This window comes from Mesorhizobium sp., from assembly GCF_024509055.1.
Lineage (GTDB): Bacteria > Pseudomonadota > Alphaproteobacteria > Rhizobiales > Rhizobiaceae > Mesorhizobium.
The window spans coordinates 1-12,217 of the sequence record NZ_JANINM010000488.1; the positions used below are offsets into that span (position 1 = coordinate 1).

Annotated in this window: 12 protein-coding genes; 7 read left to right on the forward strand and 5 right to left on the reverse strand. The window is 63.2% G+C overall.

Annotated features, from left to right (window positions below; translation table 11 throughout):
• Positions 1 to 1,010: hydantoinase B/oxoprolinase family protein (locus Q0L57_RS28710; protein ID WP_296746461.1), on the forward strand; the 1,010-nt coding region annotated here is incomplete at its 5' end.
• Between the two features lie 55 nt (positions 1,011 to 1,065).
• Here Q0L57_RS28710 and Q0L57_RS28715 read toward each other — a convergent pair.
• Positions 1,066 to 1,635 (reverse strand): DUF4304 domain-containing protein, encoded by a 570-nt coding sequence (locus Q0L57_RS28715; RefSeq protein WP_296746462.1) that lies wholly within the window; start codon positions 1,633 to 1,635, stop codon positions 1,066 to 1,068.
• 20 nt (positions 1,636 to 1,655) lie between these two features.
• On the opposite strand from Q0L57_RS28715, the gene Q0L57_RS28720 reads away from it, so the two are divergent.
• On the forward strand, positions 1,656 to 2,954 hold the full coding sequence (locus Q0L57_RS28720) for a DUF3419 family protein (protein ID WP_296746463.1): 1,299 nt from the start codon (positions 1,656 to 1,658) through the stop codon (positions 2,952 to 2,954).
• Complete coding sequence (locus tag Q0L57_RS28725) at positions 2,951 to 3,613, forward strand: class I SAM-dependent methyltransferase (RefSeq protein WP_296746464.1); 663 nt, start codon at positions 2,951 to 2,953, stop codon at positions 3,611 to 3,613. The genes Q0L57_RS28720 and Q0L57_RS28725 overlap by 4 nt, the downstream gene beginning before the upstream one ends.
• A gap of 24 nt (positions 3,614 to 3,637) precedes the next feature.
• Here Q0L57_RS28725 and Q0L57_RS28730 read toward each other — a convergent pair whose 3' ends face one another.
• Positions 3,638 to 4,576: an NAD(P)-dependent oxidoreductase gene (locus Q0L57_RS28730; protein ID WP_296746465.1), complete on the reverse strand. Its 939-nt coding sequence runs from the start codon at positions 4,574 to 4,576 to the stop codon at positions 3,638 to 3,640.
• Positions 4,577 to 4,677: 101 nt separating this feature from the next.
• On the opposite strand from Q0L57_RS28730, the gene Q0L57_RS28735 reads away from it, so the two are divergent.
• Positions 4,678 to 5,562, forward strand: coding sequence for a LysR family transcriptional regulator (locus Q0L57_RS28735; protein WP_296746466.1), 885 nt, complete (start codon positions 4,678 to 4,680; stop codon positions 5,560 to 5,562).
• Here the strand turns inward: Q0L57_RS28735 and Q0L57_RS28740 are convergent.
• The gene (locus tag Q0L57_RS28740; protein ID WP_296746467.1) at positions 5,546 to 6,928 is read right to left on the reverse strand and encodes a serine hydrolase; all 1,383 of its coding nucleotides are present in this window, start codon (positions 6,926 to 6,928) and stop codon (positions 5,546 to 5,548) included. The two genes, Q0L57_RS28735 and Q0L57_RS28740, sit on opposite strands and share 17 nt — an antisense overlap.
• 229 nt (positions 6,929 to 7,157) lie before the next feature.
• On the opposite strand from Q0L57_RS28740, the gene Q0L57_RS28745 reads away from it, so the two are divergent.
• Both Q0L57_RS28745 and Q0L57_RS28750 read left to right on the forward strand, forming a co-directional pair.
• Entirely contained in the window at positions 7,158 to 7,943 is a 786-nt protein-coding gene (locus tag Q0L57_RS28745; protein WP_296746468.1) for a GH25 family lysozyme, read from the forward strand.
• A gap of 185 nt (positions 7,944 to 8,128) precedes the next feature.
• The gene (locus tag Q0L57_RS28750) at positions 8,129 to 9,307 is read left to right on the forward strand and encodes a lytic murein transglycosylase (protein WP_296746470.1); all 1,179 of its coding nucleotides are present in this window, start codon (positions 8,129 to 8,131) and stop codon (positions 9,305 to 9,307) included.
• A gap of 37 nt (positions 9,308 to 9,344) precedes the next feature.
• Here the strand turns inward: Q0L57_RS28750 and Q0L57_RS28755 are convergent, their stop codons facing one another.
• A complete protein-coding gene (locus Q0L57_RS28755; RefSeq protein WP_296746472.1) occupies positions 9,345 to 10,565 on the reverse strand; it encodes an alanine racemase in 1,221 nt (406 codons plus the stop codon).
• 215 nt (positions 10,566 to 10,780) lie between these two features.
• On the opposite strand from Q0L57_RS28755, the gene Q0L57_RS28760 reads away from it, so the two are divergent.
• On the forward strand, positions 10,781 to 11,701 hold the full coding sequence (locus Q0L57_RS28760) for a DMT family transporter (protein ID WP_296746473.1): 921 nt from the start codon (positions 10,781 to 10,783) through the stop codon (positions 11,699 to 11,701).
• 361 nt (positions 11,702 to 12,062) lie between these two features.
• Here Q0L57_RS28760 and Q0L57_RS28765 read toward each other — a convergent pair.
• Positions 12,063 to 12,217 (reverse strand): methylenetetrahydrofolate reductase (locus tag Q0L57_RS28765; protein ID WP_296746474.1); only part of this gene is annotated, 155 nt, incomplete at its 5' end.

Consider the following 12,217-nt stretch of genomic DNA (forward strand, 5'->3'; position numbering starts at 1 on the left):
CGCAGAACATCGCCGACCTCAAGGCCCAGATCGCCGCCAACGAAAAGGGCGTCGCGGAATTGCGCAAGATGGTCACGCATTTCGGCCTTGATGTTGTCGAGGCTTATATGGGCCATGTCCAGGACAATGCCGCCGAAAGCGTGCGGCGCGTGCTGGAGCGGCTGCCCGATACCTCCGAATATGAATACCCCACCGACACGGGCCAGGTGATCAAGGTCAAGATCAGCGTCGACCGCGACAGGCGCGAGGCGACGGTCGACTTCACCGGCACCTCGCCCGTCATGAAGAACAACTTCAACGCACCCGAACCGGTTGCCCGCGCGGCCGTGCTCTATGCCTTCCGCGTCATGGTCGAGGACATGATCCCGATGAACGCCGGCTGCCTCAGGCCGATCAACATCATCATTCCCGACGGCTCGATGCTCAAGCCGGCGTATCCGGCGGCTGTCGTCGCCGGCAATGTCGAGACCTCTCAGCACGTGACCAACGCCCTGTTCGGCGCCATGGGCGCGATGGCCAACGCGCAGGGCACGATGAACAACCTCACCTTCGGCAACCGGCAGTATCAGTATTACGAGACGATCTGCTCCGGCTCACCCGCCGGCCGCATGAATTCGGGCCGCGGCTTTGCCGGCACCTCCGGCGTCCACACCCATATGACCAATTCCAGGCTAACCGACCCGGAGGTCCTGGAGCTTCGCTTCCCGGTCGTGCTCGAAGACTTCCACATCCGCGAAGGCTCCGGCGGCAAGGGCAAATGGAATGCCGGCGACGGCACGAAGCGCACCATTCGCTTCCTCGAGAAGATGGAATGCGCGATCCTCTCCTCGCATCGCAACCGTCCCCCGCAAGGTCTGGACGGCGGCGGCGATGGCCAGCCGGGCTCGACCAAAGTAAGGCGCAACGACGGATCGATCGACGTGCTGAAGGCTTGCGACCAGACGACGCTCGATGCCGGCGAGGCGGTGATTGTCACAACCCCGACGCCGGGAGGGTTCGGCCTGCGATGAGGATCGCTCGCCAGGAGCTAATCGACGAAAGGGCTTGGTCTCACACAGCCGGCACTCATTGAGCGGGAGCTGACGGCGTGATTTCAGCAGCCCTGTCGATCGGCAGGTGTTGTTGATCCGGTCGGCCAAATGGCCCGAGCCCATCCCAAAGGTCAGACTCATCTAACTTTCCGAGCAATGTGCTACTGAGTTCGCCGGGCGCATGGCGGTCAAACCGAAACCAACCGTCGGTCCCAGGAGCTTCGTGAGTAACGACGCGCTTCCTACGATACGGGTGCAGGTCCCAAGCCTTCACTTTACTTGGAGGGATCATTTTGCCCGCAGGAGTGACGATGCCGTCCGGCGGGCATCGCGCGATTTCAACGACAAACCCGCCACCGTTCCTGTCGAATTGAAATGTCAGAAGGTCAACGAGCTCATCGCCGATTCGGCGGAAATGCGGAAAACTTCCTGCAAAGCCAGAGCGCCGTATCCACGGTATCACCGAGGTTCGTAGTTCGCTTTCCATGTCCGATTTTGAGACACTCATTTGCCGGCTCCTTGGATCGGTTTCAGAATTGTCCGGCACGGCGTCGATGGCATCAAGCGCCGACCAGGTGACACACTGCCTGACCAAAGACGTCAACAGCCTGTCACCTGCCTGTCATGACGCTGCGCTACCCGCTTGCGCCAACGCAAACGGGGAATCACCTTGCCATGTCGGACGTCTCGGGAGAACTCGTTTATCGTCGGGGCAAGGAAGTCGGAAAAGCGGTCTACCAGAACAAGGCCCTGTCGAAGGACGGCATTTCCGAACGGCTCTTCGCCTTCCTGTTTTCCGGCCTCGTCTATCCGCAGATCTGGGAAGATCCGGATGTCGATATGGAGGCCATGCAGCTTGGCGCCGTCCACCGGGTGGTCACAATCGCGTCAGGCGGCTGCAATATCCTGGCCTATCTCACCCGCTCGCCGGCCAGGATCGACGCAGTCGATCTCAACGCCGCCCATATCGCGCTGAACCGAATGAAGCTGGAGGCTGTCCGCCACCTGCCGTCGCAGGGCGACCTGTTCCGCTTCTTCGGCGCCGCAGACACCAGCCACAACTCAGAAGCCTACGACCGCTTCATCGCGCCGCATCTCGACCCGGTCAGCCGCCACTATTGGGAGCGCCGCAACTGGCGCGGCCGTCGCCGCATCTCGGTCTTCGACCGCAACTTCTACCAGACAGGCCTCCTCGGCCTGTTCATCGCAATGGGCCATCGCGTCGGCAAGCTGTTCGGTGTCGATCCGGCCGGCATCATGGCCGCGACGAACATCGGTGAGCAGCGCCGCTTCTTCAACGAGGAGCTGGCGCCGGTCTTCGACAAGAAGCTCTTGCGATGGGCAACGTCGCGCAAGGCCTCGCTGTTTGGCCTGGGCATTCCACCTGCGCAGTATGACTCGCTGATCACATCCGGCGACGGCTCGATGGCGAGCGTGCTCAAGGCACGGTTGGAAAAGCTCGCCTGCGACTTCCCCCTGAAGAACAACTATTTCGCCTGGCAGGCCTTTGCCCGCCGCTACCCGGAACCCGGCGAGGCCGCCCTGCCGGCCTATCTGGAGAAAAGCAACTATCAGACGATCCGCGGCAACATCGATCGCGTCGCCATTCATCATGCCAATTTGATCAAGTTCCTGGCGGCCAAGGATGCGGGCACGGTCGACCGCTTCGTCCTGCTCGACGCGCAGGACTGGATGACCGACGACCTGCTCAACGCGCTCTGGGCCGAGATCACCCGCACGGCCTCGACCGGGGCCCGCGTCATCTTCCGCACCGCGGCTGAGCCCAGCCTGCTGCCCGGTCGCGTCTCCACCTCGCTGCTCGACCAGTGGCAGTACGAGGACGAGGCCTCGCGCGAATTCTCGGCCAGGGACCGCTCGGCCATCTATGGCGGCTTCCACCTTTACGTGAAGCGCGCCGCATGAGCACGACGGATCTGCCGGCCAGCCATGCCGAACTGATGGATGGCGTCTATCGCTGGCAGCGCCACATCTATGATCTGACGCGCAAATATTATCTGCTCGGCCGCGACCGACTGATTTCCGGGCTCGATGTGCCGGATGGCGGCAGCGTTCTGGAGCTCGGCTGCGGCACCGGCCGCAACATCGTGCTTGCCGCCCGCCGCTATCCCAACGCCCGCTTCTTCGGCCTCGACATCTCCGCCGAGATGCTTGAAACGGCAAATGCCGCTACCGCGCGTGAAGGCCTGGCCGGCAGCGTCAGCCTGGCGCGAGGCGACGCCACGGATTTCGACGCCAAAGCCCTGTTCGGCGTCGACCGTTTCGACCGCGTGTTCGTCTCCTATTCCCTGTCGATGATCCCGGGCTGGGAAAAGACGGTTTCGGCCGCGCTTGCCGTGCTTGCGCCGGGCGGTTCGCTGCACATTGTCGACTTCGGTCAGCAGGAGGGGCTGCCACGCTGGTTCCGTGCGTTGCTGCGCGGCTGGCTGCGGAAATTCCACGTCGAGCCGCGCGCTTCATTACGCGACGTGCTTGAATCGCAATCCGAGCGGACCGGCGCAACCTTCCGTTTCCGAACGCTTTATCGCGGCTATGCCTGGCTGGCGGTGATCGGCGCGAAATAGCGCAAGCGCAATCCGATCCCTTTATCAGCGGCTTGCGCTGACCGCAGGATGAGCAACCTCCCAGGGCGCCACCCAATCGCCGGCTACGCGAAGCGACACATTGGCGTCGTCCTCGATGACCTTGCAGACCGTCATTTCGCCGGCGCCGACCCCGTAGCGCTCGCCCGCCAGCGTGAAACGGTCATGCGTCGCGCGCGTGAGTTCGTTCCTGGTGCCGGTCTCCGTCATCAATTCTTCGATCAGGCCAAGGTCCTTCAGGCAAAGCGCGATCGGGAACGACGGATCATAGTGGCCAGCAAAAATGGATGGAACATCGTGCTGCAGGACGAAACTGTCAGCCGCGCCCCCCTTCATGACATTCCACCAGACCTCCGGCTCCAGCCCGGCTAGCTTTGCCGTCACCATCGCCTCGCCGATCGCGGCGGCGTGGATTTTCCAGAGCTGGTTGTTGACGAGCTTGGCGACATAGCCGTTGCCATAGCGGCCGACGCGCCGCAGTTCGCCCATCGCCTCGATAACCGGGCGCACCGCCTCGACATCACGGTCGGCGCCGCCGACGAACATCGGCATGTCGCCCCTGATCGCGGCGTCCACGGAGCCGGTCACCGGCGCATCGACGGGACCGCCGCCTTTCGCCTGGAATTCCCCTGCCAGCGCGCGCATCAGCTTCGGGCTGCTGGTGGTCATGTCGATCCAATATTTGCCGGCGCACGAGGTTGTCAAAAACCCATTGCTGCCCCTCACGACCTGCTCGATTTCCTTTGGCCCGAACACCATCGTCACGACGATATCGCTGTGATCGAGTACGTCGGCCGGGCTCTTGGCCTTGGCCGCGCCGGCGGCCGCGAGCGCCTCCATCGCTTCCGGGCGGACATCGTAGACGACCATGTCGAATCCCGCGCGCCGTACGTTCAGCGCCGCGTTCCGCCCCATCGTTCCAAGCCCGATGAACCCTACGACCATGATGATCTCGCCTCCATTGATTGGCCGGAAAACTCTGCCGAGGCGCCTGATTTGACAAGCAAATTGTCCTTATTGGCGGAATAAGCCATGCTGATGCTGCCATGGATATTGAAGTTCGCCTGCTGAGAAGTTTCGTCGCCATCTACGAGCGCGGCTCGCTGTCGCGCGCCGCCGAGCGGCTTGCCTGCACGCAGGCCGCGATGAGCATGCGGCTGAAGATGCTGGAAACCGAGATCGGCGCACCGCTCTTCATCAGGCATCACCACAGGATCGAGCCAACGTCGAAGGGCAGCGAGCTCTATGCCAAGGCACTCAGCGTCCTAGCCGCCTACGACGAGATGTTGTCGAGCACGCGCAGCCAGCGGCCGCGGACGAAAATCCGCATCGGCATGCCCGACGACTACGCCCTGGCCTTTCTGCCACGCTTGATCGCGACGATGCGCGACCGAATGGCGGAGACCGAGATCGAGATCGTTTGCGATCTCAGCGCCAAGATCGCCGCGGCATTGCAACGGCAGGAGATCGACGTCGCCCTGGTTACGCTGGCCGCCGCTCCGCCCTCGGCGAGGCACCGACTGCAAGCGCAGCTGAACTGGGTTCTCGATGCGAATTTTGAAGTAGAGTCCGGAGGCACGATCCCGCTTGCCGCATACCCGGAAGGCTGCGTCTTCCGCCGCACCATGATCTCGGCGCTGGAGACGGCGCAACGCAACTGGCGCGTGGCGGTGCAAAGCAGCAGCCATCCCGGCATCCTTGCGGCAGTGCGTGCGGGCGTCGCCGTCACCTCGATGGCGGCCGGAACCGCACCCGCCGGACTGGTCGAGGTGAGAGGCAACGACCAGCTACCCGAGCTGGAACCCATCCCGCTCTATCTGCTGAGCCAGGGCCAGAACGCGGGCACGGCTATCCGGCGGTTCGAAGACCTGATCCTCGCCGAACTCGAAACGGATGGCGCCGCGGTTTCACCGGTCAGTGCAGCGCCTTGACCAGCGCCGCCACCATGGCCTGCGGCCGATAGCCGAGCTTGGCGGGCGTCAGGCCGAGACGAACCACAACCAACTGCTCCGACGGAATGATGGTCACCGACTGGCCGTCATGGCCTTCCATCCAGTACGTGTCCTTGGGCAGGCCAGCTGTAGCTCCCGCGCCGGGGCTCTCCTCGTCGCCTGGTCCCTCGATCCACAACTGGCCCTTGGCGTAAACCTTCGAGGCCGGCGCCGGCTGCCGCATCCAGTCGACGAAGCCGGCGGGCAGGATTTCCGTCATATTCCAGACCCCGTTCTGCAGCAGGAACTGACCGAAACGCGCCCAGTCTCGGGCCGTGGCATAGAGATAGGACGAGCCAACGAACGTACCCTGCTCGTCAGTCTCCAGAACGGCGCTGCGCATGCCGAGCGGCTCGAACAGCGCCGTGCGCGGCCATGCCAGCGCCTTCGCCTTGTCGCCGATCGCGTTCTGCCACAGCCGCGACAGCATCACCGCCGTGCCGCTCGAATAGGAAAACACCTTGCCCACCTCGCCCGTGAGCGGCTTGCCCTCGGCGAAGCCCGCCATGTCCGGTTCGAGATAGAGCATGCGCGTCACGTCGGCGACGTCGCCATAGTCTTCGTTGAACTCCAGCCCGCTCGACATCGCCATCATGTCGGCGAGGCTGATGGCGGCGCGACCGTCGGCCTTCCAGGGTGCGAAGAGACCCTTGTTGTCGATCGCCAGCTTGCCGTCCTTCACCAGCGTACCGATGATCGCGGCGTTCACGGTCTTGGTCATCGACCAGCCAAGCAAGGGCGTCTTCGCCGAAAAGCCGTCTCCATAGCGCTCGGCGACGATGCGCCCGTTCTTCGCCACCACGATCGCGCGCATGCCGGCACCAGCCATCGCGGCATCATCGACGATCTTCGACACTTCAGCGTTCTGCGAGGTGTCCACTCGCTCGCCATACGGCCAGAGCTCGTCGGGCGGCGCCGCCGCGGGCGGCACGAAGCGCGATGAAGTCTGCCTCGCCTTGCCGCTGTCGCCATCGGGAACCGATGCGCAGCCGACCCCGTAGCGCTCCACGGCAATGCTCTTGCCCAGCACCCAAAGCAGGCCGGCCGAAACAATCCCCCTCTCCTTGTCGACCGACACTTTCATCAGCTTGAGCAGCGGATGGCCAGGCGCCTGCACGTCGACCGCCAGCACCTCGTTCGGGTCGCGGCCGGCGATGAAGACATTGGAGCAGACGATCTTGGCCGAATAGCCGGAGCCGACGCGGATCAGTTCCGGCGGCGACAAGTAGAGCCAGGCGAAGAGCGCGGCGACCGCCAGCACAATGAGTCCAAGCAGCCATTTGATGAACTTCACAACGATCCGCATCTCGTCCGCCCCGCAGGTTTCCGGCTCGATTTATGTCATCGATTTGCCGCCATTGCTTCCGCAAAATCGCGGGTGTTGTCGAGCGTCGTCAATGGATTATCAACCATGTTCGGCGATCAACGATTCATCGGACGGTCCAGTGGGGCGACCGCCCGGAGGGGGCCAGAGCAAGCGACGGCCATCAGCAAGGACCCATCAGCGACCGGCTGGAACCGGCCAGGGAAATGCCATGCGCCGTCTTGCGGCCCTCCTGATGCTGACGCTCTTGGGCGCCTGCTCGACCGTGGACGACCTTTCGCCGCTGCCGCCGCAGACGGTTGCCGTGCGCGCGCCGCGTTTTGACGATTCCAAGCCGCATGAATGGGACAGCGGCGCGCCGTGGAACTATGCCATCCATGGCACAGACGTTTCCAAATATCAGACATCGGTCGACTGGCCGACGGCCAGGGCCAGCGGCATCTCCTTCGCTTTCATCAAGGCGACCGAAGGCGGTGACCGGTTCGACGAATATTTCAACGAGCATTGGGAACGCACAAAGGCCGCCGGCATACCGCGCGCGGCCTATCATTTCTTCTATTTCTGCACGCCGGCGGCCGCCCAGGCGCGCTGGTTCATCGCCAATGTCCCCAACGACCGCTCGGCGATGCCGCCGGTGCTCGACATGGAATGGAACCCCAAGTCGCCGACCTGCAGGCTGCGCCCCGATCCGGCGACGGTGCGCAGCGAGATGACCACCTTCCTCGAAATCGTCGAACGGCATTATGGCAAGAAGCCGATCATCTACACTTCGATCGACTTCTTCGACGACAACCAGCTTTCGACCTTCCGCGGCTATCCCTACTGGCTGCGCTCGGTCGCCGGTCATCCGCGCCAGAAATATGGCAGCCATCCCTTCACCTTCTGGCAGTACACGGGAACCGGCATCGTGCCCGGCATGACCGGCAAGTCCGACATAAACGTCTTCAACGGCTCGGAAGCTTCCTGGAACAAGTGGCTGCGGCAGAACACCCGTTGACATCCGTTGCCGCGCCTGCTTTTCGACACGACCGGCGGCGATAGTTGCAACCGCTGGTAATCCGGGGCGGTGCACCCAGGTGGGTGCCGATGGGCGTTCCGGGACTTTGAAAGCTAAGCATGCCTCTGGCGAGAAGCCCGGCAAGGGCCTGTGCGGAGCCATGTGGCGGTCTCGGAAGGAAAGCGATGCGATTGCGCGTTGATATCTTGGCGGTGCTGTTCCTCTGTGGGTTCGCCTGGCCCGCGGCCGCGCAGGAATGCGGCGGCGATTTCGAAGCCTGGAAACAGGGCGTCGCGGCGGAAGCCAAGGCGGCGGGCGTCGGTGCGGTCGGCCTCGATGCGCTGGAAGACGCCACGATCGATCCGAAGGTGCTGGCGCGCGACCGCGCCCAGGGCGTCTTCACGCAAACCTTCACCGAGTTCTCGAACCGCATGATCTCGGCCTACCGCCTGAAGCAGGGCGCGGCCAATCTGAAGAAATATGCCGACGTCTTCGACCGCGCCGACAAGGAATTTGGCGTGCAACCGGCTATCATCGCCGCCTTCTGGGGGCTGGAGACCGATTTCGGCGCCGTCCAGGGCGACTTCCACACCCTCAACGCGCTGGTCACGCTCTCGCATGACTGCCGCCGGCCGCAACTGTTCCGGCCACAACTGGTGCCGCTGCTGACCCTCATAGACCGCGGCGCGCTGCCGGCCGACGTCAAGGGCGCCTGGGCCGGCGAGATTGGCCAGACGCAGATCCTGCCGACCGACTATCTGGCCAAGGGCATCGATGCCGACGGCAACGGCAAGATCGACCTCAGGAACAGTGTGCCGGACGTCATCATGACCACGGCCAACAAAATCCTGTCGCGCGGCTGGAAACGCGACCAGCCCTGGGTCGAGGAGGTGCGCGTTCCCGACAACATGCCCTGGGACCAGACCGGCCGAACCAACAAGCTGCCGCTGTCGCAATGGTCGCAGTGGGGCGTGACAAGGCCCGACGGCACGCCGCTGGCCGACAATGGCCTGAAGGCCGGTCTCGCGCTCCCGCTGGGCCGCAAAGGTCCCGCTTTCCTGACCTATGACAATTTCGACGTCTATCTGGAGTGGAACCAGTCCTTCACCTACGCGCTGACCGCGGCGGTGTTCGCGACGCGGCTGGCGGGCGCGCCGCAGTTCGACCCGCGCTCGCCGGAACCCGGTCTCAACGGCGACCAGATGAAGGCGCTGCAAACCAAGCTCGAAGCCAGGGGCTACGATGTTGGTACCGTCGACGGCATCCTGGGCACGAACACCCGCGAAGCGATCCGCAAGGAACAGGCGCGGCTCGGACTGCCCGTGGACGGCTGGCCGACGGCGGAGCTGCTGGGGAAGCTGTAGCGTCCTGTCCTTCTCCCCTTGTGGGAGAAGGTAGAGCTCAATCCGCCATTGTCTCCAGGCTCGCAAACCCTTGCGGCGCGTCGCCTTCGTCGAACGGCGTCGTCACTTCGACGAACGTATCGGGATAGAAGCCGTTGAAGCGCGTCCTGAGCGACAGCGAATAGGCGCCTATATGGCCGATCTCGATCCAGTCGCCGGTGTCGACCGTTTCCGGCAGCCAGAACGGCCTCGACAGGATGTCGACGGAATCGCAGGTCGCGCCGCAGACCTTGAACGGCACGATGTTTTTCTCCGCCCCATTGCGCGCGCGGATCGCGGGATCCGGGATGAAGCGGGCCGGCAGCGTAATCTTGCCGGTCCATGAATCCGAGAGCGAGGCCCAGATACCGTCATTGATGTAGAGCCGCTTGCCCTTGCGCAACAGCACCCGCACGATCAGCGACAGGCATCGCGCCACGATCACACGGCCGGGCTCGGCCACCAGCGGCATTTCATTGAACTGGTATTCCTTGAGGTCGCCGGACAGCCGCGACATGATTTGGCCGAGCGACGGCATCTCTACCTGCTTGCGGTTGGGATCATGGCCGTATTCGGCGGGAAAACCGCCGCCGACATCGAGCCCGGCAATGTCGAAGGTCAAGCGGTTGCGCACCCAGTCCGCCGAAGCCAGTGCCCGCTCATAGGTGTCGGGGTCCTCAATCTGGCTACCGACGTGGAAGCAAAGGCCGACCTTGTAGCCGGTTCGGTTGAGCCGCTCGGCAAGCTCCACGGCGTTGGCCGGCCCGGCGCCGAACTTCTTCGACAGCTCATAGGCGGCGTGCCCCTTGGTCTGGATCCGCACGAAGACGGTGATCGCGCCCGGATCGATATCGAGCGCGCGAACCACGCGCGTCAGTTTCGTGATCTCATCCTCATGGTCGAGTGAGATGACCCGAATACCGTATTTCTCCAGCGCCAGCTTGATGTCCGACTGCGCCTTGATTGGGTGCATGTAGAGCATCTCGGCATCGGGCGAGACGGCGCGCACGGCGGCGAACTCACCGGGCGAGGCGACGTCGAAGGCGCTGACGCCGGCTTCCACCAGCGTCCTCAGCACGATCTGCTCGCCATTGGTTTTGACCGCGTAGGCCGTCTTGCCCGGAAACATGCCCATGAACTGCAAGGCATCCGCCTTCAGCACCTGGGGCCGGAAACAGTAGACCGGATCGTCGGGACGAAGCGCCAGTGCCGCCTCGCGGGCATTTTCGAATCGCTGCATGGACGAATCCTCGATCTGGAGCGTGCACAATTAATCCTAGCTAGCCGCCAAAGAAAACAGTTCTGTGTCTCGCCTGATGTTACGGCCGATTGCACCATCTGGCAGGAGCGCCAGCCAACCAATCAGGTTTCGGGTGGTCCTTGTCGCAAAACCGGCTATCGATTGAATGGATATTCGACAGGCCGCCTGGCGCGCGGCACGGGAGGGCTGACGACATGACGATTGCGGCTGGTGCCGTGCCAACGCGCGGGCCGATGACGCTCAAGGACTGGGGTCAGCTTTTGCTGCTCGGCGCGATCTGGGGCGGCTCGTTCTTCTTTGCCCGTGTCGCGGTCTCCGAAATCCATCCGCTGACACTGGTGCTGTTTCGCGTCGCGATCGCGGCAATAGCACTTCAGCTCTATCTGGCGGTCCGGGGTCCATCCTTCCGCCTCGCCTTGCCTTATGCCGGCCTTTTCTTCCTGCTGGCGCTCACCAACAATGTCGTTCCTTTCTCGCTGATCTTCGCCGGCCAGACGCAACTCGGCGCAGGTGTTGCCTCGGTGCTCAACGCGACGACGCCGTTCTGGACGCTGGTCCTCGCCAACGCGCTGACCACCGACGAGAAGCTTTCCTGGAACAAGCTGGCCGGCATTGCGCTCGGCGTCGCCGGAACGGCCGTGATGATCGGTCCGGGGTTGATCGCCGGACTCGGCGGTCCGATCTGGGCGAAGTTCGCTCTGATCGGCGCCTCCCTCTCTTACGCCGTCGCGCTGATGGTCGCACGGCGCTTCAAGGGCCTTCCGTCACCGGTCCTCGCCACCGGGCAGTTGACGGCCTCGACCATCATCATGATCCCGGTCGTGCTCATCGCTTACGGCCCGGCCGGACTCTTCACGGCCTCGCCGCCCGTCTGGGCCGCCGTGTTGGGGCTGGCGCTGCTGTCCACGGCCTTCGCCTACATTCTCTATTTCAATCTCGTCGCCTCGGCTGGCGCCACCAATGCCTCACTGGTCACGTTGATAGTTCCGGCCAGCGCGGTGTTGCTTGGATTCCTCTTCCTCGGCGAGCGGCTGTCGCTGTTCGAGATGACCGGAATGGCGCTGATCGGACTCGGTCTGGTCACCATAGACGGACGAATATTCGGCCGATGGTAGCGTTACCGCGCCACACCGTCGCCACAATTTATTCACAAGCGCCGAGCCGGTTTTTGCTTAAGAGTTTCAATGGCTAACGACTGGTTACAGGTCGCAAAAACCACAATCACGTCGCATTGCAGCACATTTTCCGCTTGCCTGTGGCACAAATGACCCTAGACTCCCCCTCATAGCTCTGAAGAGGAGGCTATGACATGGGACTGACGAGGCCAATCAACGCATTGATGATTTGTGCAGCATTCGCATTCATCGGCGCCCTTATCATAGGCGTTCTTCCCTGACCCGCCAAAACCGGGAAGAACAGCACCGAAAATAGTTCAAACAATTCAAAAGGCCGGGTTTTTACCCGGCCTTTTACATTTCAGGCGGCAGCCGAACCGGCCGCCTCCACTTCATGCGAGCGGATGCCGATCATGTGGCAAACGGCAAAAACGAGGTCGGCGCGGTTCATCGTGTAGAAGTGGAAATCGCCGACGCCGCGCTCGACGAGGTCGAGCACCTGCTCCGCCGCCACGG

What these genes read in the sequence shown, in the direction of transcription:
- Q0L57_RS28720 (WP_296746463.1), top strand. Translation starts at nt 1,656, where the DNA reads ATGACGCTGCGCTACCCGCTTGCGCCAACGCAAACGGGGAATCACCTT.
- Q0L57_RS28725 (WP_296746464.1), top strand. Translation starts at nt 2,951, where the DNA reads ATGAGCACGACGGATCTGCCGGCCAGCCATGCCGAACTGATGGATGGC.
- Q0L57_RS28730 (WP_296746465.1), bottom strand. Translation starts at nt 4,576, where the DNA reads ATGGTCGTAGGGTTCATCGGGCTTGGAACGATGGGGCGGAACGCGGCG.
- Q0L57_RS28735 (WP_296746466.1), top strand. Translation starts at nt 4,678, where the DNA reads ATGGATATTGAAGTTCGCCTGCTGAGAAGTTTCGTCGCCATCTACGAG.
- Q0L57_RS28740 (WP_296746467.1), bottom strand. Translation starts at nt 6,928, where the DNA reads ATGCGGATCGTTGTGAAGTTCATCAAATGGCTGCTTGGACTCATTGTG.
- Q0L57_RS28745 (WP_296746468.1), top strand. Translation starts at nt 7,158, where the DNA reads ATGCGCCGTCTTGCGGCCCTCCTGATGCTGACGCTCTTGGGCGCCTGC.
- Q0L57_RS28750 (WP_296746470.1), top strand. Translation starts at nt 8,129, where the DNA reads ATGCGATTGCGCGTTGATATCTTGGCGGTGCTGTTCCTCTGTGGGTTC.
- Q0L57_RS28755 (WP_296746472.1), bottom strand. Translation starts at nt 10,565, where the DNA reads ATGCAGCGATTCGAAAATGCCCGCGAGGCGGCACTGGCGCTTCGTCCC.
- Q0L57_RS28760 (WP_296746473.1), top strand. Translation starts at nt 10,781, where the DNA reads ATGACGATTGCGGCTGGTGCCGTGCCAACGCGCGGGCCGATGACGCTC.